Below are 21,200 nucleotides of genomic sequence, written 5' to 3'. Positions count from 1 at the left end.
TCTCTGAATTCTCGTCGGCCTCCTCTTTTCCAGGGGGCGGGCATCGCCGCCTTTAACCTCGCATTCGCCGCAGTTTCAGGAACATGTCCCGAAACTGGGCGTATTGTTGGGCTGATTCACCACCGCCTGCTCTAATCGCGTCGTCCCGGGGGCAACGCACATGGCGCAAAGTGATCAGGAGGTCGCAAGCATTGATCCGCTCGTGCTCGGCGAGCTGCTCAAGTGCGCCGCCAATAATCTGTGGCTTGGGATCATCCTTTTTGGCAGCGACCGCAGGGTCATTTTCTGCAATCCGCGCTACCGCGAGATGTACGCGCTCTCGCCCGAGCAGGTGCGCCCGGGAACGCCGATCAAGGACCTGATCCAGCATCGGCTCAAACTGGGCCTGAACATCGGCGGAGAAGCCGGCGCCTATGTCCGCGCCCGCACGGAAGGCTCGGTCGTCAGCGAGCAGACGGTCCAGCAGTTCGCCGACGGAAGAATCATCGCCTACACCATCCATCCCCTGCCCGACGGCGGCGGCATGGCGACCCACGAGGACATTACCGAGCGCGAAGAGCTCAGTGCGCGGCTGCAGGAGCGCAATTTTCAGTTCGACATTGCGATCAACAACATGTCGCAGGGACTTTGCTTCTTCAGCGCCGACCATCGGCTGCTCGTCTGCAACACGCATTATATCGAAATGTACGGCCTGCCGCCCGACCGCGTTCGTCCGGGCACGCCGCTCCAAGAGATCCTCGACCTGCGCTTCGAAGCCGGCAGCGTGCCGGCAATGACGCGGGAGGAATACGCCACATGGCGGACCGATGTCGCCACGTCGGCCGAGGCCATGGACAGCATCGTCGAGATGCGGAACGGGCGAACCTTCAAGATCAGGCACCGACCGATGCCAGATCTCGGATGGGTCGCGACGCACGAAGATATCACCGAGCAGCGCAAGGCGGAATTGCAGATCGCGCATATGGCGCACCACGACGCGCTGACGGACCTCGCCAATCGCGCCCTACTCGGTCAGCGCCTCAAGCAGGCGCTCGAACAGGGCGGGATGTTCGCGATCCACCACATCGATCTCGACAAGTTCAAGGCCGTCAACGACACCCTGGGCCACCAGGCCGGCGACATCCTGCTGCAGGATGTCAGCCGCCGCCTCAAGCAGCTCGCGCGCGACAGCGATACGATCGCGCGCATGGGTGGCGATGAATTCGTCATCCTCCAGTCGCCGATTTCCGATTCGAGCGAAGCGGACACGCTGGCGCGTGATGTTGTCAGCACCCTGAGTGCTCCGTTCGGGCTCGACGGACATCAGGCTATTGTGGGCGCGAGCATCGGGATCGCCATTGCGCCCGGTGACGGCTCGACGCCCGAGCAACTCCTGCACAATGCCGATCTGGCCCTGTATCGCGCGAAAAGCGACGGCCGCGGCATGCACTGCTTCTTCGAGCCGGCCATGGGCGAAGAGGCGCAAAGCCGTCGCGCGCTGGAGCAGGACCTGCGCAACGGCCTTGCCGCCGGCGAGTTCGAACTGCACTACCAGCCGGTCGTGAAGACCGACGGCGGCGAGATCAGCGGCTTCGAAGCCTTGATCCGTTGGCGACATCCAGGGCGCGGACTGGTCGCGCCGAACAGCTTTATCCCGCTTGCGGAAGAGATCGGCCTGATCGTGCCGATCGGCGAATGGGTGATCCGGCAGGCCTGTGCCACTGCAAGCCGATGGCCGGACCATCTGCACGTCGCCGTCAACATCTCGGCGGTGCAATTCCGCCAGCCGGGCCTGACAGAGGTGATCGTCGGCGCGCTCGCGGCCTCCGGCCTCGATCCGCGGCGGCTGGAAATCGAAATCACGGAAAGCGTTCTGCTGCAGGACAGGCATGGGACGCTTACGACGCTGCACCAGCTCCGGGCGCTGGGCATCAAGGTCGCCATGGACGATTTCGGCACCGGCTATTCGTCACTGACCTATCTGCAATGCTTCCCCTTCGACAAGATCAAGATCGACCGGTCCTTCGTCAGCGGCGTGGAAAACAATGCGGCCTCCCTCAGCATCGTGCGGGCGGTGGCGGCACTGGCGCGCGGGATGGGCATGACGACGACGGCGGAGGGCGTGGAGACCGAGGAGCAACGGGACCGGATCGCAGCGGAAGGCTGCACGGAAATGCAGGGCTATCTGTTCAGCCCGCCCTTGCCCGCCGGGGAAATCGAGCGCCGTTTCCTGTCCGCGGAAGCACCTGCCATGCCCGACCGGTTCGCTGCGGCATAACCGCCGCCCCGCCCGCGTTTCCAGGTTCGATGCTCCGTCTTCGGAGCAATGAAAGCGTCAAAACTCGTTGGCGATCTTCGAGAGCATCCCGAGCAGGGCTTCGCGGTTGGACGGCCCGAGCAGCTCGTTCAGCCGGGCCTCGTGCTTGGTGGCGACGAGCTTCTTGGCGCGGGCCAGCACGGCCTTGCCCTTGTCGGTCAGCACCAGGATGTGCGAGCGGCGGTCGTTGGTGGAGCGGATCCGCGCGCAAAGGTCGCGGCTCTCGAGATTGTCGAGCATGGCCACGAAATTCGGACGCAGGATGCCGAGGGTGGAGGCGATCTCGGTCTGGTTACGGCCGGGGTTTTTCTCGACCAGCAACAGCACGGAAAACTGCGCCGGCGTGAGCTGGAGCGAGGCCATGCAGCGCAGGAAGTTCTCGAACACCTTGAGCTGTGCCCGCTTCAGGACATAGCCGAGCTGCTCCGAGAGCTCGCCGAGCTGGAGGGCTTCGCCAGGCCCGTCGGCCGCATCCTTGCGGCCCTTGGCGGTCTCGGCGGGTTTTTCAGAGGACTTTTCAGCGCTTTTGGAAACGGTCATCGCCTCATGCTCGCAATCCCGTTAAGTTCGGGAGGATCGTTCGCCACCCTTGATGTTATATTTGATAATTGTTATGGACCATATCAAATATCGTCAGCGCTGTTCAATGGCTGTGAGCGGACCGTCCACCACAATCAGGGGACCGGTCCTGAATCTTTGAGGGGGAGCGTCCGGTCTTGAATACCACCATCATGCTGTTCCTGCTGCAGGACGGCATCACCAATGGCGCGATCTATGCGCTGCTCGGCCTGGCGCTGGTGCTGGTGTTCGCCGTCACCCGCGTCATCCTCATTCCCCAAGGCGAATTCGTCACCTATGGCGCGCTGACCTACGCCTCGCTGGCCGCGGGCCAGATGCCGGGCACGGCGAAACTCGCGCTCGCCCTCGGCGTTGGCGCCTTCGCGTTCGACCTGTTCGCCGCGCGCAAGGCGCTGCACGGACGCCTGGTGCTGCGCAGCGCCCTCACCAACATCGTGCTGCCGGCCATCGTGCTGGCGCTGACCGTCTACTACGCCGCCCAGAAGCCGCCGGTTGCGGTCTGCATCGCGCTGTCGCTGGTGATCGTGGCGATGATCGGCCTGTTTCTCTACCGCATCGCATTCCAGCCGCTGGCGCACACCTCGGTGCTGGTGCTGCTGATCGCCTCGGTGGGCGTCCACCTGGCGCTTCAGGGTTTGGGCCTTTTGTTCTTCGGCGCCGAAGGCCAGCGCGGACCTGCCGTGCTGTCCGGATCTTTCACCACCGGCGCGCTGCGCTTCACGGGCCAGAGCATCACGGTCTACGGCATCACTATCGCCTTCATCGTCGGGCTGTGGCTGTTCTTCGGGCTGACACTTTACGGCAAGGCGCTGCGCGCGACCGCCGTGAACCGGCTCGGTGCCCGGCTCGTCGGCATCCGCACCACGCTGTCCGGGCAGATCGCCTTCCTGCTGGCGTCCGTCATCGGCGCACTGTCGGGCATCATGATCGTGCCGATCACGACGCTCTATTACGACTCGGGCTTCCTGATCGGCCTGAAGGGCTTTGTCGCCGCCATCATCGGCGGGCTTGTCAGCTATCCCCTCACCGCGGTCGCGGCGCTGGTCGTCGGCATCGTCGAGGCGTTCTCGTCCTTCTATGCCTCCAACTACAAGGAGGTGATCGTTTTCATGCTCTTGATTCCCGTGCTGCTGCTGCGCTCGCTCGCGGCGCCTGCGGTCGAGGAAGAGAAGGACTGACGCCAAGATGCAGAGCCGGCTCCCCATCCTCATCTTCGCGCTGATCATGGCGGCGATCCCGTTCGTTCCTGGCATGCCCCCGTTCTGGATCGTGCTGCTGGACAATGTCGGCCTCACCGCCCTGGTCGCGATGGGCCTCGTGCTGCTGACCGGCGTCGGCGGCCTGACCTCGTTCGGACAAGCGGCCTTCGTCGGCTTCGGCGCCTACACCACCGCGGTGCTGTCGACGACCTACGGCATGTCGCCCTGGCTGACGCTGCCGCTGTCGCTGGTGGTCAGCGGATTGTTGGCGGTGCTGCTCGGCCTCGTCACGGTCCGTCTGTCCGGCCATTATCTGCCGCTCGGCACGTTGGCCTGGGGACTCGGCTTGTTCTATCTCTTCAGCAAGCTGGAGTTTTTGGGAAGAAACGACGGCATCTCGGCGATCCCACCGCTGTCGATCGGCTCGTTCAAAATGCTCTCGCCCGGTTCGATCTACTACGCGATCTGGGTTGCCGTAATCCTCTCGGCGCTGCTCACGATGAACCTGCTGGACTCCCGTACCGGCCGCGCCATCCGCGCGCTCCGGCGCGGCCATGTCGCGGCCGAGGCGTTCGGCGTGCACACGCCGCGGGCGAAAATGCTGGTGTTCATCCATGCCGCCGTGCTCGCCGGCCTCTCCGGCTGGCTCTACGCCCATCTTCAACGCGCGGTGAATCCGACGCCGTTCGGCGCGCAGGCGGGCATCGAATATCTCTTCATCGCCGTGGTCGGCGGCGCCGGCTATGTCTGGGGCGGCGTCCTCGGTGCGGCGCTCGTCGTGGTCCTGAAGGAAGTGCTGCAGAGTTACCTGCCGCTGATCCTGCCCGGCTCCGGCCAGGTCGAGACCATCGTGTTCGGCATCATGCTGGTGGCGCTGCTCCAGCTCGCACCCGGCGGCGTCTGGCCCTGGCTGATGTCGTTCCTGCCCCAGCGTACCAGTGGCAAGAAGCCGGACACTTCGCTGAAACTGGAGCAGCGCACCCGCTCGCCCGGCCAATCCAGCGTCCTGCTCCAGGTCGAAAAGGCGCGGAAGCAATTCGGCGGCGTGGTCGCGGTGAACAACGTCTCCTTCGACGTTCAGGCCCGCGAGATCGTCGCGCTGATCGGCCCCAACGGCGCAGGCAAGAGCACCACCTTCAACCTGATCACCGGCGTGCTGTCGGCCAGCTCGGGCTCAATCTCCGTGCTCGGCAACAAGGTGGACAGGGCTCCGCCGCAGGAGATCGTCAAGCTCGGCATCTCCCGCACCTTCCAGCACGTCAAGCTGGTGCCTGACATGACCGTGCTGGAAAACGTCGCAATCGGCGCGCATCTGCGCGGCCATTCGGGGCCGATCTCCTCGATGCTGCGGCTCGACCGCACTGATGAGGCAAAGCTGCTCGCCGAGGCCGCCCGCCAGATCGAGCGGGTCGGACTGGGCGAGCAGATGCATCAGCTCGCAGGCTCGCTCTCGCTGGGACAGCAACGGATCGTCGAGATCGCCCGTGCGTTGTGCGTCGATCCGATGCTGCTGCTGCTCGACGAGCCGGCCGCCGGCCTGCGCCACATGGAGAAGCAGCAGCTCGCGACGCTGCTGCGGGAGCTACGCGACGGCGGCATGAGCGTCTTGCTGGTCGAGCACGACATGGGCTTCGTCATGAACCTTGCCGACCGCATCGTGGTGCTCGATTTCGGCACCAAGATCGCGGAAGGAACGCCGGCCACGATCAAGACCAATCCCGAAGTGATCAAGGCCTATCTCGGAGTGGCGGCATGAGCGCGCTGTTGTCCGTCGCCGACGCCCATGTCGCCTATGGCAAGGTCGAGGCCGTGCGTTCGGTCTCGCTCGAAGTCGGCCAGAACCAGATCGTCACCATCGTCGGCGCCAACGGCGCCGGCAAGACCACGCTGCTGTCCGCCATCATCGGCATTTTGCCGCTGAAGGGGCGCGTTTCATTCGCAGGTCAGGATTTGTCGCGGCTCGACATCGAGGACCGCGTCGCCATGGGGCTGGGCCTCGTTCCCGAGCACCGCGAATTGTTCGTGACCATGAATGTCGAGGACAATCTCGAGTTAGGAGCCTTCCGCATCGAGAGAAGCAAGGCGAAAGCCTCGATGGAGCGGGTCTACACGCTGTTTCCGCGGCTCAAGGAGCGGCGCAAGCAGCTCGCCGGCACGCTCTCCGGCGGCGAGCAGCAGATGCTCGCAATGGGCCGCGCGCTGATGGGCGAGCCCAAGCTCCTGATGCTGGACGAGCCGAGCCTCGGCCTCGCCCCGATCATCGTCGCCGACATTTTCCGCATCGTCACCGAGTTGCGTGCCGCCGGCGTCTCCGTGCTGCTGGTCGAGCAGAACGCGCAGGCCGCGCTCAAGATCGCGGATCAAGCCTACGTCATGGAGCTCGGCGAGTTCGTGCTCAGCGGCAAGGCCAGCGACATCGCGGCGAATGAACGCGTCGCCGCCAGCTATCTCGGCTTCCAGCACGAAGGCGCGAGTGTGTTGTAAGTGCGCCGTCAACTCCTCTTCCCTTCTCCCCTTGCGGGAGAAGGTGGCGCGAAGCGCCGGATGAGGGGTATCCATCCAAACGGAAACCGCTTCATACGCGGAGAGGGACCCCTCATCCCGCGCAAGTCGCTCTAGCTTTCATTGGATGGTGAGTTCGCCTCCCCCTTCAGCGCCGCGACCTCCGCCTCCAGCTCCGCTATCTTCGTATCCCTCGCCGCCAGCGCCGCTGCCACATCGCCAGCGTCGAACTTCTGCGGGATGTGCTGCGGGCAGTTCGTATCCCACGCTTCGATCTTGAACAGGATCACCTGCTCCGGGCGCGCCCGATAGCCTTTCGGCATCAGCGATGTCGTCAGCGCCTCGTCGTCCTCGACCACGCGGGCCTCGCCCCAGATCTTCACTCGACGGCGATGGGCGTAGTCCATCACGAAGATGTAGGCCTTGGGATTTTCAGACAGGTTTCCCTGCGTGATGTATTGCCGATTGCCGGCGTAGTCCGCGAACGCGAGCGTCTGCTTGTCCAGCACCTTCAAAAACCCCTTCGGGCCGCCGCGATGCTGAATGTAGGGCTGGCCGTCGGCAGAGGCCGTGGCGAGATAAAAGCTGTTGGCGTCGGCCAGGAACGCCGCGAGGTTCTCATCGACCTCGGTGCGCCAGCCGCGCTGCTCGGCATGCGCATAGCCTTCGCGTGATCCCTTTCGGGTCTGGATCGACTTCACCGCCGGCGTGAATGCCACGTCGCTGGCGTAGGTGTGAGTTGCCGTCATCGACCATCTCCCGAAATCCCGGCGCGTCCTTGCGTCTTCGCCAGCTAAAGTGGACTTTTCGCAGGCTAAAACAATCAGCCGGCTTGACACTTCATCATTGCGTTATATGCAATAATGCCATGGACCGCCTTGAAGCCATGCATGTTTTCGTCACCGTCGCCGATTTGCGCGGCTTCGCGCCAGCGGCACGAAAGCTGCGGCTGTCCCCCTCGGCGGTGACGCGGCTGATCGCGGCTCTGGAGGAGCATCTCGGGGCGCGGCTGTTGCAGCGGACCACCCGTCAGGTGACCCTGACCGACGTCGGCACGCGCTATCTCGAGCGCGCGCGTCGCATCCTCGCCGATGTCGAGGAGGCCGACGGCTCGGCACGGGAGGAGCGCAGCCGGCCGAGCGGGCGGCTGGTAGTGGCGGCGCCGGTCGGCTTCGGCCGGCTCCATGTCGGCCCTGTCATGATCGCCTACCTCAAGCGCTATCCCGAGGTCGCCTGCGAATTGCGGCTGTCGGACAACCTCGTCAATCTCGTGGAAGATGCCGTCGACGTCGCGGTGCGGATCGGCCATCTCGCCGACTCCTCGCTCGTCGCGCGCCAGGTCGGCGAGATGCGGCGGATCGTGGTGGCGACGCCAGGCTATCTCAAGCGCCATGGCGAGCCGAAGACGCCGGAGGTACTGCTTACGCACCAGACCATCGCGTTCGGTCCATCCGCGAACTGGCGCTTCGTACAGAACGGCCACGACATCGAGGTGGCGCCGAATCCACGGTTCGCCAGCAACAGCGCCGACGCCGCCCTGCAATATGCCGAGGCCGGCGGCGGCGTGACCCGAGTGCTGGCCTATCAGGCCGCCGAAGGCTTGCGGCGCGGGCGGCTCAAGATCGTATTGGCGAACTACGAGCAGCCGGCGCTGCCAATCCACATCGTCTACCCGACCTCGCGCCTGCTCTCCGCCAAGGTGCGCGCCTTCGTCGATCTCGTGGTGGAGACCGCGGAGTGGAAATTTGGGTGACGCCCTCACCCCTTCTTCGGCACGACGCGAAAGGTGCCGCTGGCGCGCGCGATCACGGCGCCGTCGGCCTTCGCGAGGCACTGCGCGAAGCAGATCGTGCTGCCGGTCTTGATCGCCTCACCCTCGACTGCCAGCCATTGGCCGATCTCGCCGGCGCCGACATAGTCGACCGACAGCGAGATCGTGACCAACGAGGTGGTCCAGCCCGTCGCCTGCGCGCAGCTGTAGCCCATGGCGGCATCGGCCAGCGCCGCGATCAGGCCGCCATGGATCAGCCCGCGCGCGTTGGTGTGCGGTGTTGCCAGCCGCAATCCCACGGTGACGCCGTTGTCGGTCTTCCTGGAGTAAAGCGGCTCCCAGGGATCGGTGAGCGGGGCTTTGCGAAAGTGCGGCTCGAAGCCGGCGGGGATGTCGGTGCTGGTCATGTCCATCTCGCGTTGGTGGCTGCCGCCATTGAACGCGAGGGACGTGACGGTTGCATCACCTACAAAGTTTTAAACGACATTTGCGCGGGCGTTTGAAATGGACGGCGGCGTCGCCTCACCAGGACTGTCATCACCCGCGAAAGCGGGTGATCCAGTATTCCAGAGACGGCGACGTGATACGGAGAGGCCGCGGCGTACTGGATGCCCCGCCTTCGCGGGGGCATGACAGTGACCGTCCTAAAACGGCAGCCCCACGTAATTCTCCGACAGCGACGTCATCGCGGCCTGCGACTGCGTGACGTAGTCGAGCTCGGCGAGCTGGATGCGCGCGCCGATGGTGCCGGTGTCGGGGAATTTGTGCAGCATCGAGGTCATCCACCAGGAGAAGCGCACGGCCTTCCAGACCCGCGCCAGTGCCTTCGCCGAATAGGCATCAATGCCGGCGCTGGATTTTTCGTCGTAGAACTCGCGAAATGCGCTAGACAGATAATGCGCGTCGCTGGCCGCCAGGTTCAGCCCCTTGGCGCCGGTCGGCGGCACGATATGGGCGGCGTCACCGCACAGGAACATCCTGCCGAAGCGCAGCGGCTCGGCGACGAAGCTGCGCAGCGGCGCAATGCTCTTCTCGATCGAGGGGCCCGTGATCAGGCTGTCGGCGGCGTCCTGGTCGAGCCGGCGCCTGAGCTCGTCCCAGAAACGGTCGTCCGGCCATTGGTCGACATGGTCATCGAGCGCGCACTGCACATAGTAGCGGCTGCGTCTGGTCGAACGCATGGTGCACAGCGCAAAGCCGCGGGCGTGGTTGGAATAGATCAGCTCGTGGCTGACCGGTGGCGTCTCGGAGAGGATGCCGAGCCAGCCGAACGGGTAGATGCGCTCGAACTCCTCGATCGCCGAAGCCGGAACGCTGGCGCGGCTGACGCCATGAAAGCCGTCGCAGCCGGCGATGAAATCACAATCGATCGTGTGGGTGACGCCATCCTTCACGTAGGTTACGCGCGGGTGACTGCCGTCGAAATCATGCGGCTGCACGTCCCTGGCCTCGTAGACTGAGGTGAGACCGGCGGCCGCGCGTGCATTCATCAGGTCGAGCGTGACCTCGGTCTGGCCGTAGATCATGACCGTCTTGCCGGTCGAAGCCTTCATGTCGATGCGGTGCCGGCGTCCCGAGAAGGCGAGTTCGATCCCTTCATGGACCAGACCTTCGGCATGCGCCCGCGCGCCGGCGCCGATCTGGTCGAGCAGCGCGACGGTCCCCTCTTCCAGCAGCCCGGCACGGATGCGGCCGAGCACATAGTCCGGGCTCTGCCGCTCCAGAATGACATTGTCGATGCCGTAACCGTGCAGCAGTTGCCCAAGCAACAATCCAGCCGGCCCTGCCCCGATGATTGCGACTTTTGTCCGCAATACTTGCTCCTCCCGATCCTGTAGGCTTTCGTCGCGGCTCGCTTGTCGCAGCCGTCCGCGCACGATAATTATATCATATAACGGTTGGGCAAAAGGGAGTGCGCGACGGCGCGTCGCGCCAGTTCCGGCTTGAACGCGCCGGCCAATTAGATAACATGTTAATTAACGAGACCGGGCCATCGAAGCCCGCCGTCAAAAGAGGGAGAGACACGTGATGAGGAAAGCCTGTCTGGCGTTGCTGCTGGCAGCAAGCGTGAGCCCTGCGCTCGCGCAGGACAAGACCTTCGATTTGAAGATCTCGCACTGGGTGCCGGCCTCGCATCCGCTGCAGAAATCGCTGGAGGACTGGGCAGCCGCGGTCGAGAAGGATTCCGGCGGCACCATCAAGGGCAAGGTGTTTCCGGCCCAGCAGATGGGCAAGGCCTTCGACCATTACGACATGGCGCGCGACGGCATCGCCGACGTCACCTATGTCAATCCCGGCTATCAACCGGGCCGTTTCCCGATCATCGGCGCCGGCGAATTGCCGTTCCTGATCTCGGATGCCAAGGGCGGCTCGATGGGGTTGGACGCCTGGTACCGCAAATACGCCGAGAAGGAGATGAAGGACGTCAAATACTGCCTCGCCTTCGTCCACTCGCCCTCCTCGTTCCATTCCAAGACCAAGAAGATCGTGATGCCGGAGGACGTGAAGGGCCTGAAGATCCGCCCCGCCCACGCCACCATGGCGAATTTCGTCACCTCGCTCGGCGGCACCAATGTGCAGTCCTCCGCGCCCGAAGTGCGCGACATCATCGAGCGCGGCGTCGCCGACGGCGTCACCTTCCCCTGGGGCTCTCTCGTGCTGTTCGGCATCGACAAGGTGACAAAGTACGACATGGAGGCGCCGCTCTACACCACGACCTTCGTGTTCGTCATGAACAAGGACAAGTACAATGCGATGTCCGACAAGCAGAAGGCCGCGATCGACAAGAATTGCACGGTCGAGATGGCCGGTGTGGTCGGCGAGCACTGGGGCAAGTTCGAGGATGCCGGGATCGACAAGGTCAAGGCGGAGAGCGGTCACGAGGTCTACAAGCTGACGCCCGAGCAGACCGCCGCCTGGAAGAAGGCCGCCGAGCCCCTGGTGAAAACCTGGAGCGACGGCGCCAAGAAGGCCGGCGCGGACCCGGACGCGGCGCTTAGCGAGCTGAAAGCCTCGCTGAAGAAGTACAACGCGCTGGCGGAGTAGCTCTTCGTCGAAACACATGCGGCGGCGGGATGCATCTCGCCGCCGTTGTTCTGCAAGCGGGCCGAGACGCGAGGAGCGCGTCCTCTCCCTCTCCCGCCTGAGGATCATATCTCCTAGGAAGCTCACATGAAGCGCAGCTGGATGGATCGCGTTATCGATTCGATCGAATGGATCGCAGCGGCCTTCGTCGGCATTGTCGCGCTCGACATCTTCCTGTCGGTGTTGCTGCGCAACACGCTGAACTATGCGATCCCCGACAGCTTCGACATCGGTCGCATGCTGCTCGGCATCCTGATCTTCTGGGGTATCGCCGCCACCTCCTATCGCGGCACCCACATCACGGTCGATTTGGTCTGGGGCAATGTCGGGCCGCGCTACCAGCGCTGGATCGACGTGTTCGCGACCCTGGTGCTGCTGTTCGTCGTGACGGTGCAGACCTGGACGCTGTTCGACAAGGTCCGCGGCACCTACAACGACAACGTCCAGACCTTCGACATGCATATGCCGACCTGGCCGTTCTTCGCGATCGCCTGGATCGGCGACGTCTCGGCAGTGCTGTTGATCGCGATCCGCACCTACCGGTTGATCTTCCATCCCGAAGAAATGCACGACCCCAAGCTGAAGGCGACGGAGTAATCATGAGCACCGATGCCGTCGCCGTAATCGGCTTCGTTTCCCTGTTCGCCCTGATGCTGCTGCGCGTGCCGGTCGGCATGGCCATGGGCCTTGTCGGCGTCTCCGGCTTCTCCTATCTCGTCGGCGCCACGCCGGCGCTGAAGCTGGTCGGCCAGACTTCGATGCGCACGGTGACCGACTACACCTTCGGCGTCATTCCGATGTTCTTGCTGATGGGCTCCTTCGTCAGCAATTCCGGCATGAGCCGCGAGCTGTTCCGCGCCGCCAACGGCTTTGTCGGCCATTTGCGCGGCGGACTCGGCATCGCTACCGTCGGCGCCTGCGGCGGCTTTGCCGCGATCTGCGGCTCCTCTGTCGCGACCGCAGCGACTTTCTCCGCGGTCGCTTATCCCGAGATGCGACGTTTCGGCTATCCGCAGTCGTTTGCCACCGGCGTGATCGCGGCCGGCGGCACGCTGGGCGCGATGCTGCCGCCCTCCACCGTGCTCGCCGTCTACGGCATCATCACCGAGCAGGACATCGGCAAGCTCTTCATCGCCGGCATCATTCCGGGCATCCTGGCGATGACAATGTACATGATCACGATCTTCCTGATCGGCTATTTCCGGCCGGACTTTCTGCCCAAGGGCAAGGTGCTGCCGTGGCGCGAGCGCTTCGCCGGCCTGAAGGACATCTGGGCGCCGGTGCTGCTGTTCGTGTTCGTGATCGGCGGCCTCTACGGCCTGCCCTATTTGCCGCGCTTCACGCCGACGGAAGCCGGCGGCGTCGGCGCTGCCGGCGCCTTCATCATCGGCGTGGCGACCGGCCGCCTCGACCGCGAGAAGATTTTGGCCTCGCTGCTGCAGGCGACGCGCACGGCGGCCGCCGTGTTCACCGTGCTGATCGGCGCCTTGATCTTCGGGTACTTCCTCACGGTGACGCAGACCCCCCAGAAGGTGACGGAATTTCTCACGGGCCTCGGCCTCGGCCCCTACGGCGTGCTGGCGCTGATCATGGTGATGTATCTCGTGCTCGGCTGCCTGATGGACGCCATGGCGATGATCATCCTCACCGTGCCGATCATCTTCCCCGTGATCATGCATCTCGGTTTCGACCCGATCTGGTTCGGCGTCATCATCGTCATGACAGTCGAGCTCGGCCTGATCCATCCGCCGGTGGGCATGAACGTCTTTGTCATCAAGAGCGTGGTGAAGGACGTCTCCTTCTCCACGATCTTCAGGGGCGTGATCCCGTTCGTTGCAACAGACCTCGTGCGCCTGGTGATCCTGATCGCCTTCCCGCTGCTGGCGACGTGGCTGCCGACGCGGATGATGGCCCATTGAGGGGTGAATCGATGACCACGCCGACGCTCGAAACCAGATACGTCTTCACCGTTACCGCACGAATCGGCGACGTCGTCACCGCCGGCGAGACCGGCATCGGAATTCGCCGCATCATTCCGATCATCGGCGGCGAGGTGACGGGCGCGATCACCGGCAAGGTGCTGCCGTTCGGCGCGGACTTCCAGACCATCCGCCCGAATGAGCTGATCGATCTCGAGGCCAAGTACGCCTTCGAAACCGACGACGGCGCCATTGTCTATGTCGAGAACAAGGGCATGCGCTTCGGCCCGGTCGAGCTGTTGCAAAAGCTCAAGCGCGGCGAGCCGGTCGACCCGAAGCAGATCTATTTCCGCACCGTGCCGAAGTTCGAGACCGGGCATGAGAAATACCGCTGGCTGATGGAGCACATTTATGTCGGTTCAGCAGCGCGGCATGCGGATCGCGTGGTGATCGACGTGCATCAGGTGATGTGAACGCAGCGCGCCGCAAGCGCCGGCTAGTCCATTGACAATACGGCATCTGTAGCGTATACGCTACATATGCCGACATCAAGAGAACCGACGAATTCTCTGACTGGCTTAGAAACCTGCGAGACCGGAGAGCGAAGGCAAAAATCCTCGCCCGGATCGATCGGCTGGCGCTCGGCAATCCCGAAGACGTTGCTGCGGTCGGAGGCGGCATCAGCGAAATGAGAGTCCATGAGGGCGCCGGATACCGGATCTACTACGTTGCCCGAGGCGAGGAGATCATCGTTCTTCTTTGCGGAGGCGATAAAGGCTCTCAGCCAGGAGACATAGCGTTGGCAAAGAAGATCGCGAGCGAATTGGAGGTCTGAGCAATGGCAAAAGTGAAATCATTTGATGCTGCGGAGTACCTCGACAGCCCCGAGATGATTGCGGCCTATCTCACCGAAGTCTTTGAATCCGACGATCCGTCCGCAATAACGATGGCAATCGGTGCCGTAGCCCGTTCTCAGGGCATGGGCGCCATTGCCGAAAAGGCCGGTCTATCCCGTGAGAACTTGTATCGCTCGCTTGGCGGCGAGGCCAAACCCGAATTCGGCACTGTGATAAAAGTTCTCCACGCCATGGGTATCAATCTTGTGGCGCAACCCCAAAGTGGAACGAAGGCGGCGTAGCGACCGGATCGCATCGGCGTCCGTAATATCGATCCCAATCTTGCGCATCGGGCATTCGGGTACGGGCGCTGCACCCGGACTGTCGTCCCTTTTCCGGACTATGCATCGGCTTCTCCGCTGTCAGCCGTATTGACTCCCCCTGAATTCGTTATACAACATAACTATTCTGACAAGGACGCAAATGACACAGGGAAACGCCGAGACCGCTGACGCGGGCGCCTCCGGGCTTTTGAGGATCGAGCGGGCGGACCGGGTTTTGACGGTCGGTCTGAATCGGCCGGCCAAGCGCAATGCGCTCAACGACGGCATCATCCTGGAAATCGGCGAGTGTTTTGCGTCCCTGCCCGAGGATATCGGCGCGGTCGTCATCCACGGCATCGGCGACCATTTCTCCAGCGGTCTCGACCTCTCCGAACTGACCGACCATGATGCCACCGGCGGCCTTCTTCATTCCCAGATGTGGCACCGGGTGTTCGACCGCATCCAGTACAGCCGGGTGCCCGTGATCGCGGCACTCAGGGGGGCCGTGATCGGCGGCGGGCTGGAGCTCGCATGTGCGGCGCATATCCGTGTCGCCGAACCCTCGACCTATTTCGCGCTGCCGGAGGGGCAGCGCGGCATCTTCGTCGGTGGCGGCGGTTCGGTGCGCCTGCCGCGGCTGATCGGCGTCGCCAGGATGATGGACATGATGCTGACCGGCCGCGTTTATTCCGCGACCGAAGGCACCTCCTACGGCTTTGCGCAATATGTCACGGAAGCCGGCAACGGACTCGGCAAGGCGATGGAGCTTGCGACCAAGGTCGCCTCCAACGCGCCGCTGACCAACTTCGCCGTGCTCCAGGCACTGCCGATGATCGCGGAGGCCAATCCGCAGACCGGCCTGTTGATGGAATCGCTGATGGCGACGGTGGCGCAGAGCGACAAGGAAGCCAAGCGCAGAATCCGCGAGTTCCTCGAACACAAGACCGCAAAGGTGAAGCCGAAATCATGAGCGCGCAGCCGTCGTCCTCTTCCAGCATGGAGCGCGGCGCGAGCACTTCCCCGCTGCGGCCCATTTCGTTCGGCGATCCCGTCGTGAATATCGAGCGGCGCGACGACGGCACGATTTACCTGCGGCCCAAACAGCCGCTCGGAGACTATCCGGCCCGCATCACCGACCGCCTGCATCACTGGGCGAGCGCGACCCCCGATCGCGTGTTCATGGCCGAGCGCGAAGGCGGCCGCGGCTGGCGCAAGATCAGCTACGCCGAGTTGCTCGCCGCGAGCCGGCACATTGCCTCAGGACTCATTGCGCGCGGGTTGTCGGCGGAGCGGCCGGTCGTCATCCTCTCCGGCAATTCGATCGACCATGCATTGCTGGCGTTCGGAGCGTTCTATGCCGGCATTCCGTTCTGCCCGGTGTCGCCGGCCTATTCGCTGGTATCGAAGGATTACGGCAAGCTCTCCTACCTGATGAAGCTGCTGACGCCCGGCCTCGTCTTCGCCGAGGACGCCGACAAGTTCGCCGACGCGCTCGCGGCCAACGTCTCGCTCGGCACCGAGATCGCCGCGTCCTACGGCCATGTGCCGGGCCGCGACGTCACCTTGCTCGCCGACCTCATGGCAACGCCGATCCGCGGCGATCTGGACGAGGTCCACGGCAGGATCGGCCCCGACACCATCGCGAAATTCCTGCTGACGTCGGGCTCGACCGGCAACCCCAAGGCAGTCGTCAACACCCAGCGCATGATCTGCGCCAACCAGGTGATGCTGCGCGAGACGCTCGCCTTCCTCAAGGACGAGCCGCCCGTCATCATCGACTGGCTGCCCTGGAATCACACTTTTGGCGGCAACCACAATATCGGGTTGACGCTCTACAATGGCGGCTCGATGTATCTCGACGCCGGCAAGCCGGTGCCTGGAGGCATCGAGGAGACCGTGCGCAATCTCCAGGAGATATCGCCGACGGTCTATTTCAACGTCCCCAAGGGCTACGAGTCGCTGCTGCCTTATCTGCGCGACGACCAGGGCCTGCGCGCAAAATTCTTCGACCGGCTGCACGCAATGTTCTTCTCGGGCGCGGCCCTGTCGCCGTTCGTCTGGAACAGCCTCGACGAGCTCGCGGTGAAGGAAAAAGGCTACCGCGTGCCGATGCTGACCGGCCTCGGTGCAACCGAGACCGCGCCGTTCTTCATGTCGGTCAACCCGCGCACCAGCCGCTCCGGCCATGTCGGGCTTCCCGTATCCGGCAACGACGCCAAGCTGGTGCCGAACAACGGCAAGATGGAAGTTCGTTGCAAGGGGCCGAACGTGATGCCCGGCTACTGGCGCCAGCCCGACATCACCGCAAGTTCGTTCGACGAAGAAGGCTTCTACAAGCTCGGCGATGCACTCAAGCCCGTCGATCCCGACGATCTCAATGCCGGCTTCGATTTCGACGGCCGCATCGGCGAGGATTTCAAGCTCGGCAGCGGCACCTGGGTCAGTGTCGGCCCGTTGCGCGCGCGCTTCGTTGCGGCCTGCGCACCGCTGGTGCGCGACGTCGTCATCGCCGGCATCAACCGTGACGAGGTCTCCGCGCTCGTCGTGCTCGATCTCGACGGCTGCCGGCTGATCAACCCGACGCTGCCGACCGACGATCTCGTCGTCGCGACCCGCGACCGGCTGGTGCGCGAGGCATTTCGCGAACGGCTGACCCGCTTTCTCGGCGCGGCCACGGGATCCTCGACGCGGATCACGCGCGCGATCCTCATGGACACGCCGCTCTCGATCGACAAGGGCGAGGTCACCGACAAGGGCTCGATCAACCAGCGCGCGGTGCTCGAGCATCGCAGCCTGCTGATCGAGGAGCTCTACGCTGCCAATCCATCGGACCGTGTGATATCGGTCGGCTAAGAAATATCGCACCAGGGAGAACGCCATGTTGTTGAAGGATCAGGCTGTCATCGTCACCGGCGGCGCGTCGGGACTTGGTGCGGCGACCGCGCGAAAGCTGGCTGGCCAGGGCGCCAAGGTCGCGGTGTTTGATCTCAATGCCAAGCTCGCCGAGACTGTCGCCGCCGAGATCAAGGGCGTGGCTGTGGCTTGCGACGTCTCCGATGCCGCGTCCGCGGAAGCTGCGATCGCGCAGGCGACCAAAGCCCATGGACCCGCGCGCGTGCTGGTCAATTGCGCTGGCATCGGCGTTGCCAAGCGCGTCGTCGGCCGCGACGGCCCGATGGCGCTCGCCGATTTCGACAAGGTGATCAAGGTCAACCTGATCGGCACCTTCAACATGCTGCGTCTCGCCGCAAACGAGATGTCCAAGCTCGAGCCGCAGGCCACCGGCGAGCGCGGCGTCATCATCAACACGGCGTCCGTTGCCGCTTATGACGGCCAGATTGGGCAATCGGCCTATTCGGCCTCGAAGGGCGGCATCGTCGGCATGACGCTGCCGATCGCGCGCGAGCTGGCGCAGTTCGGCGTCCGCGTGCTGACGATTGCGCCCGGCCTGTTCCTCACGCCGCTGCTCGCCAACCTGCCGCAGGAAGCCCAGGACTCACTCGCCGCCGCAATCCCGTTCCCGCGCCGGCTCGGCCACGCCGACGAGTTCGCGGCGCTCGCCCTGCACATGGTCGAGAATTCCTACCTCAACGGCGAAGTGGTACGCCTCGACGGCTCGCTGCGCATGGCGCCGAAATAGGGCGCGGCATATGTTCGTGAACCGGCGCGACGTCCAGATCCAGTGGGGTGACTGCGACCCCGCCAACATCGTCTATTACCCGCGCTATTTCGCGATGTTCGACGATTCGACGTCGACCCTGTTCGAAGTTGCCGGCTTCTCCAAGCAGGACCTGGTCAAGAAATACGGTCTGGTCGGCATTCCCATGGTCGATACGCGCGCCAAGTTCTACATCCCCTCGACTTATGGCGACTGGATCACCATCGAAACGAAGGTCGAGAGCATCAAGCGCTCGAGTTTCGAGGTAAAGCACAGCGTCTTCAAGGGCGAGGCGCTTGCGATCGAGGGTTTCGAGACCCGTGTCCTGGTCGGGCGCGACCCCGTTAACCCCGACAAACTGAAATCGGCACCGTTTCCTGCGGAAATGGTAGCCAAATTCACGGGGAGCGAGACCCGGAGCTAAATCGCCACATCACCAAAAGAGGGGGCTGAATTACCCCCCGATTTCTGCTTTCAAAGAAACACATAAAGGGAGGAATAGATGAAACGCTTTTACCTGACCGCCGCCGTCACCGCGGCCGCGCTTGCGCTGCCGGCCGTGCCCGCGCTGGCTCAGACCGCCGAGGTCACCATCGGCATCACCACCACCACGACCGGCCCGGGCGCAGCGCTGGGCATTCCCGAGCGCAATGCGCTGGAGTTCGTGCCGAAGGAGATCGGCGGCGTGCCGCTGAAGGTGATCGTGCTCGACGACGGTGGCGATCCCACCACCGCGACCACCAACGCACGCCGCTTCGTGACCGAATCCAAGGCCGACATCATCATGGGCTCGGCGCTGACGCCGCCGACCATCGCCGTGTCCAACGTCGCCAACGAAGCCGGCATTCCGCATTTCGGCCTGGCGCCCTTCCCGATCACGCCGGAGCGCATGAAGTGGTCGGTGGCGATGCCGCAGCCGATCCCGATCGTGGGCAAGGTGCTGTACGACCACATGAAGGCCAAGGGCGTGAAGACCGTCGGCTATATCGGCTATTCCGACTCCTATGGCGACCTCTGGTTCAACGATTTGAAGGCGCAGGCCGTGCCGATGGGCATAACCATCGCCGACGAGGAGCGCTTCGCTCGCCCCGACACGTCGGTGACCGGACAGGTGCTGAAGCTCGTGGCAGCGAATCCCGATGCCATTCTGGTCGGCGCTTCCGGCACCGCGGCCGCGCTGCCGCAGACCGAGCTGCGCGAGCGTGGCTATCAGGGCCTGATCTACCAGACCCATGGCGCCGCCAGCATGGACTTCATCCGCATCGCCGGCAAAGCGGCGGAAGGCGTGCTGATGGCCTCTGGTCCCGTCATGGATCCCGAGGACCAGCCGGACGAAGCTGCCACCAAGAAGCCGGGCCTCGCGCTCAACTCGGCCTATGAAGCCAAGTACGGCCCGAACAGCCGCAGCCAGTTCGCCGGTCACTCTTACGATGCGTTCGAGATTCTCAAGCGCATCATCCCGGCGGCACTCAAGACGGCGAAGCCCGGCACGCCGGAATTCCGCGAAGCGATCCGCCAGGCGCTGCTGTCGGAGAAGGAGCTTGCGGCGAGCCAGGGTGTCTACAATTTCACCGAGAAGGACCGCTACGGCCTCGACGAGCGCTCGCGCATCCTGCTCACGGTGAAGAACGGCAAGTACTCGCTGGTGAAGTAGACGCGGCGAAAACTAGAGACGACAGAGCCGGCCCGATGGGCCGGCTCTTTTTGTTTTGGCTGTATGAGCGAGCCGCACCTCCGGTGTCGCCCCCTCTCCCGCTTGCGGGAGAGGGTTGGGGTGAGGGTGCCTCCGCATTGGGATTGTCTGACGTCTACCGGCAAAGCCCCCAGAGGAGATAGCCCTCACCCGCCACGCCCTGCGGACGCGCTGTCGTCAAGCTGCCTGCCGCAGCGGGGTCCAGGCGAACTCCGGATAGTAAGTGTCCATCATCCGGTCGACATAAGCGGTGAGGTTCGAAAATCCTTCGGCGCGACGGCGCAGGGCGGATTCGAAGAACGGCGTCAGGATCCCGGCGAGTGCACCGAAGGCGGTGGCATCGACGCCGCAGGGTTTGTTGCCCATCAGATAGGACTTGTCACCGAGCTGCACCGAGAGCGCAAACAGCGAGCGCACGGCGAGATCGACGTCGTCATCGGGCGCGTGCCGTCCGAGCCCGGAGAGCAAATAGTTCTCGGCGACACGGAATTGCGCGTCCTCGCGCAACTTCTCGCGATTGTGCTCCGGCGCGCCGTCGAAGAAATGCGCAGGCCCCTTGGCGAAGTTGACCGGGTCGACCCAGCGCGCCCCGACCAGCGCAAAATAAACGTGATGCTCGATCATGCGCTCGAACGCCCAAGCCTGTGCGCGCTCGGCAAGAGACAGCCCGGCGTCGAAATCGAAGCCGTAGCGGCGCTCGATATGGGCGCGGATGAAGGTGGAATCGGCCACCGCCTCGCCGCCATCGTCGATGAAAGGCAGCTGCCCCTTGGGAGAGGCGGGCGGCATCGCCCGCTCCTTGCGGTAAGGCAATCCCGCCATCTTGAGCTGCACCTCCGTCTTGGTGACGAAGGGGCTGATTTCCGGCAGGCCGAAGCCGGTGCCAAAGCCGTAAAGCGTGATCATGAAGGCTCTCCTGAAACCACCGAAAGAGTTGAGGGAACTTAACCGCGGGCTGCTGCCACCATGGTGGCAGCAGCCGTGATATCTTCTGCGAAACGGGCCCCTCGCCAGGCGCGGGCCATGACATGACGGACCAGCGCGTCCGCGGCCTGGACCAGGAAGCGAGCCACCATGGTCGCGAGCGCAAGGCGGAGGTCGAGGACCATGAGATCAAGGGATACGAGGCGGCCGAACGCCCATGCGTACCAAGCCCGGAGTTGCAAACGCAGGACTTGCAAAGGCTGGACCTGTAGAGGCTGGGTCCGCCACAGCGCAGCGGCCGGGCCGAAATGAGTTGGAATGATCATGGACAAATCCTCTTCAGTCGACGTGTTGACCCGGTATAGAACTCCCCTGCTGCCAACATCCTGTCAGCAGCCGCGCGCCACCATCTGAAA

The 21,200-nt window shown here is 63.9% G+C and carries 22 protein-coding genes; 16 read left to right on the top strand and 6 right to left on the bottom strand.

From position 1 onward, the window contains the following. Positions 1 to 160 precede the first annotated feature (160 nt). Positions 161 to 2,257: an EAL domain-containing protein gene (locus IVB48_RS31425; protein ID WP_247406194.1), complete on the top strand. Its 2,097-nt coding sequence runs from the start codon at positions 161 to 163 to the stop codon at positions 2,255 to 2,257. Positions 2,258 to 2,314: 57 nt separating this feature from the next. Here the strand turns inward: IVB48_RS31425 and IVB48_RS31420 are convergent, their stop codons facing one another. Beyond that, entirely contained in the window at positions 2,315 to 2,836 is a 522-nt protein-coding gene (locus tag IVB48_RS31420; protein ID WP_027570162.1) for a MarR family transcriptional regulator, read from the bottom strand. A gap of 176 nt (positions 2,837 to 3,012) precedes the next feature. Here IVB48_RS31420 and IVB48_RS31415 point away from each other — a divergent pair, with 176 nt between their 5' ends. The 3 genes from IVB48_RS31415 to IVB48_RS31405 are packed head-to-tail and all read left to right on the top strand — an operon-like array spanning position 3,013 to position 6,558. Beyond that, complete coding sequence (locus IVB48_RS31415) at positions 3,013 to 4,053, top strand: branched-chain amino acid ABC transporter permease (RefSeq protein WP_027570161.1); 1,041 nt, start codon at positions 3,013 to 3,015, stop codon at positions 4,051 to 4,053. 7 nt (positions 4,054 to 4,060) lie between these two features. Then, on the top strand, positions 4,061 to 5,830 hold the full coding sequence (locus tag IVB48_RS31410; protein WP_051462974.1) for a branched-chain amino acid ABC transporter ATP-binding protein/permease: 1,770 nt from the start codon (positions 4,061 to 4,063) through the stop codon (positions 5,828 to 5,830). Then, positions 5,827 to 6,558, top strand: a complete 732-nt coding sequence (locus tag IVB48_RS31405) for an ABC transporter ATP-binding protein (protein ID WP_027570159.1) — start codon at positions 5,827 to 5,829, stop codon at positions 6,556 to 6,558. Before IVB48_RS31410 ends, IVB48_RS31405 begins: the two co-directional genes overlap by 4 nt. 131 nt (positions 6,559 to 6,689) lie before the next feature. On the opposite strand, the gene IVB48_RS31400 is transcribed toward IVB48_RS31405, so the two are convergent. Next, on the bottom strand, positions 6,690 to 7,325 hold the full coding sequence (locus IVB48_RS31400; RefSeq protein ID WP_247406192.1) for a pyridoxamine 5'-phosphate oxidase family protein: 636 nt from the start codon (positions 7,323 to 7,325) through the stop codon (positions 6,690 to 6,692). A 119-nt stretch (positions 7,326 to 7,444) separates the two neighbouring features. Between IVB48_RS31400 and IVB48_RS31395 the strand changes: the two genes are divergently transcribed. Beyond that, complete coding sequence (locus IVB48_RS31395; RefSeq protein ID WP_247406190.1) at positions 7,445 to 8,329, top strand: LysR family transcriptional regulator; 885 nt, start codon at positions 7,445 to 7,447, stop codon at positions 8,327 to 8,329. A gap of 5 nt (positions 8,330 to 8,334) precedes the next feature. Here IVB48_RS31395 and IVB48_RS31390 read toward each other — a convergent pair whose 3' ends face one another. Next, complete coding sequence (locus IVB48_RS31390; protein WP_007599679.1) at positions 8,335 to 8,754, bottom strand: PaaI family thioesterase; 420 nt, start codon at positions 8,752 to 8,754, stop codon at positions 8,335 to 8,337. A 237-nt stretch (positions 8,755 to 8,991) separates the two neighbouring features. Beyond that, a complete protein-coding gene (gene pobA, locus IVB48_RS31385; RefSeq protein WP_247406187.1) occupies positions 8,992 to 10,161 on the bottom strand; it encodes a 4-hydroxybenzoate 3-monooxygenase in 1,170 nt (389 codons plus the stop codon). Between the two features lie 214 nt (positions 10,162 to 10,375). On the opposite strand from pobA, the gene IVB48_RS31380 reads away from it, so the two are divergent. The 11 genes from IVB48_RS31380 to IVB48_RS31330 all read left to right on the top strand — a co-directional run bounded on the left by IVB48_RS31380 (position 10,376) and on the right by IVB48_RS31330 (position 19,821). Continuing rightward, positions 10,376 to 11,392, top strand: coding sequence for a TRAP transporter substrate-binding protein (locus IVB48_RS31380; protein ID WP_247406185.1), 1,017 nt, complete (start codon positions 10,376 to 10,378; stop codon positions 11,390 to 11,392). Between the two features lie 126 nt (positions 11,393 to 11,518). Further along, complete coding sequence (locus IVB48_RS31375) at positions 11,519 to 12,028, top strand: TRAP transporter small permease (RefSeq protein WP_007599673.1); 510 nt, start codon at positions 11,519 to 11,521, stop codon at positions 12,026 to 12,028. Positions 12,029 to 12,030: 2 nt separating this feature from the next. Continuing rightward, positions 12,031 to 13,350 (top strand): TRAP transporter permease, encoded by a 1,320-nt coding sequence (locus tag IVB48_RS31370; protein ID WP_027515392.1) that lies wholly within the window; start codon positions 12,031 to 12,033, stop codon positions 13,348 to 13,350. A gap of 11 nt (positions 13,351 to 13,361) precedes the next feature. Then, entirely contained in the window at positions 13,362 to 13,823 is a 462-nt protein-coding gene (locus tag IVB48_RS31365) for a DUF3237 domain-containing protein (RefSeq protein ID WP_247406182.1), read from the top strand. A 74-nt stretch (positions 13,824 to 13,897) separates the two neighbouring features. Then, positions 13,898 to 14,185 carry a type II toxin-antitoxin system RelE/ParE family toxin gene (locus IVB48_RS31360; protein WP_346659020.1) on the top strand — a complete coding sequence of 96 codons (288 nt, stop codon included), beginning with the start codon at positions 13,898 to 13,900 and terminating at the stop codon, positions 14,183 to 14,185. 3 nt (positions 14,186 to 14,188) lie between these two features. Further along, positions 14,189 to 14,488 (top strand): addiction module antidote protein, encoded by a 300-nt coding sequence (locus IVB48_RS31355; RefSeq protein WP_247406179.1) that lies wholly within the window; start codon positions 14,189 to 14,191, stop codon positions 14,486 to 14,488. A gap of 181 nt (positions 14,489 to 14,669) precedes the next feature. Further along, the gene (locus IVB48_RS31350; RefSeq protein WP_247283469.1) at positions 14,670 to 15,479 is read left to right on the top strand and encodes a crotonase/enoyl-CoA hydratase family protein; all 810 of its coding nucleotides are present in this window, start codon (positions 14,670 to 14,672) and stop codon (positions 15,477 to 15,479) included. After that, positions 15,476 to 17,362, top strand: a complete 1,887-nt coding sequence (locus IVB48_RS31345) for a feruloyl-CoA synthase (protein ID WP_247406176.1) — start codon at positions 15,476 to 15,478, stop codon at positions 17,360 to 17,362. Before IVB48_RS31350 ends, IVB48_RS31345 begins: the two co-directional genes overlap by 4 nt. Before the next feature lie 25 nt (positions 17,363 to 17,387). Further along, the gene (locus IVB48_RS31340) at positions 17,388 to 18,149 is read left to right on the top strand and encodes an SDR family NAD(P)-dependent oxidoreductase (protein ID WP_027570150.1); all 762 of its coding nucleotides are present in this window, start codon (positions 17,388 to 17,390) and stop codon (positions 18,147 to 18,149) included. Between the two features lie 10 nt (positions 18,150 to 18,159). Next, positions 18,160 to 18,591 carry a thioesterase family protein gene (locus IVB48_RS31335; protein WP_247283456.1) on the top strand — a complete coding sequence of 144 codons (432 nt, stop codon included), beginning with the start codon at positions 18,160 to 18,162 and terminating at the stop codon, positions 18,589 to 18,591. A gap of 78 nt (positions 18,592 to 18,669) precedes the next feature. After that, a complete protein-coding gene (locus tag IVB48_RS31330) occupies positions 18,670 to 19,821 on the top strand; it encodes an ABC transporter substrate-binding protein (protein ID WP_027570148.1) in 1,152 nt (383 codons plus the stop codon). A gap of 216 nt (positions 19,822 to 20,037) precedes the next feature. Here the strand turns inward: IVB48_RS31330 and IVB48_RS31325 are convergent, their stop codons facing one another. Next, entirely contained in the window at positions 20,038 to 20,766 is a 729-nt protein-coding gene (locus IVB48_RS31325; protein ID WP_027570147.1) for a glutathione S-transferase family protein, read from the bottom strand. A gap of 38 nt (positions 20,767 to 20,804) precedes the next feature. Further along, positions 20,805 to 21,110, bottom strand: a complete 306-nt coding sequence (locus tag IVB48_RS31320; RefSeq protein ID WP_247406173.1) for a hypothetical protein — start codon at positions 21,108 to 21,110, stop codon at positions 20,805 to 20,807. Between the last annotated feature and the right edge of the window lie 90 nt (positions 21,111 to 21,200).

The sequence above is a fragment of the Bradyrhizobium sp. 76 genome (assembly GCF_023073025.1).
Lineage (GTDB): Bacteria > Pseudomonadota > Alphaproteobacteria > Rhizobiales > Xanthobacteraceae > Bradyrhizobium.
Note: the sequence above shows the minus strand (reverse complement) of the source record. Positions and strands in the feature narration are given on the sequence as shown.

What these genes read in the sequence shown, in the direction of transcription:
- IVB48_RS31425 (WP_247406194.1), top strand. Translation starts at nt 161, where the DNA reads ATGGCGCAAAGTGATCAGGAGGTCGCAAGCATTGATCCGCTCGTGCTC.
- IVB48_RS31420 (WP_027570162.1), bottom strand. Translation starts at nt 2,836, where the DNA reads ATGACCGTTTCCAAAAGCGCTGAAAAGTCCTCTGAAAAACCCGCCGAG.
- IVB48_RS31410 (WP_051462974.1), top strand. Translation starts at nt 4,061, where the DNA reads ATGCAGAGCCGGCTCCCCATCCTCATCTTCGCGCTGATCATGGCGGCG.
- IVB48_RS31405 (WP_027570159.1), top strand. Translation starts at nt 5,827, where the DNA reads ATGAGCGCGCTGTTGTCCGTCGCCGACGCCCATGTCGCCTATGGCAAG.
- IVB48_RS31400 (WP_247406192.1), bottom strand. Translation starts at nt 7,325, where the DNA reads ATGACGGCAACTCACACCTACGCCAGCGACGTGGCATTCACGCCGGCG.
- IVB48_RS31395 (WP_247406190.1), top strand. Translation starts at nt 7,445, where the DNA reads ATGGACCGCCTTGAAGCCATGCATGTTTTCGTCACCGTCGCCGATTTG.
- IVB48_RS31390 (WP_007599679.1), bottom strand. Translation starts at nt 8,754, where the DNA reads ATGACCAGCACCGACATCCCCGCCGGCTTCGAGCCGCACTTTCGCAAA.
- IVB48_RS31380 (WP_247406185.1), top strand. Translation starts at nt 10,376, where the DNA reads ATGAGGAAAGCCTGTCTGGCGTTGCTGCTGGCAGCAAGCGTGAGCCCT.
- IVB48_RS31375 (WP_007599673.1), top strand. Translation starts at nt 11,519, where the DNA reads ATGAAGCGCAGCTGGATGGATCGCGTTATCGATTCGATCGAATGGATC.
- IVB48_RS31370 (WP_027515392.1), top strand. Translation starts at nt 12,031, where the DNA reads ATGAGCACCGATGCCGTCGCCGTAATCGGCTTCGTTTCCCTGTTCGCC.
- IVB48_RS31365 (WP_247406182.1), top strand. Translation starts at nt 13,362, where the DNA reads ATGACCACGCCGACGCTCGAAACCAGATACGTCTTCACCGTTACCGCA.
- IVB48_RS31355 (WP_247406179.1), top strand. Translation starts at nt 14,189, where the DNA reads ATGGCAAAAGTGAAATCATTTGATGCTGCGGAGTACCTCGACAGCCCC.
- IVB48_RS31350 (WP_247283469.1), top strand. Translation starts at nt 14,670, where the DNA reads ATGACACAGGGAAACGCCGAGACCGCTGACGCGGGCGCCTCCGGGCTT.
- IVB48_RS31345 (WP_247406176.1), top strand. Translation starts at nt 15,476, where the DNA reads ATGAGCGCGCAGCCGTCGTCCTCTTCCAGCATGGAGCGCGGCGCGAGC.
- IVB48_RS31340 (WP_027570150.1), top strand. Translation starts at nt 17,388, where the DNA reads ATGTTGTTGAAGGATCAGGCTGTCATCGTCACCGGCGGCGCGTCGGGA.
- IVB48_RS31335 (WP_247283456.1), top strand. Translation starts at nt 18,160, where the DNA reads ATGTTCGTGAACCGGCGCGACGTCCAGATCCAGTGGGGTGACTGCGAC.
- IVB48_RS31330 (WP_027570148.1), top strand. Translation starts at nt 18,670, where the DNA reads ATGAAACGCTTTTACCTGACCGCCGCCGTCACCGCGGCCGCGCTTGCG.
- IVB48_RS31325 (WP_027570147.1), bottom strand. Translation starts at nt 20,766, where the DNA reads ATGATCACGCTTTACGGCTTTGGCACCGGCTTCGGCCTGCCGGAAATC.
- IVB48_RS31320 (WP_247406173.1), bottom strand. Translation starts at nt 21,110, where the DNA reads ATGATCATTCCAACTCATTTCGGCCCGGCCGCTGCGCTGTGGCGGACC.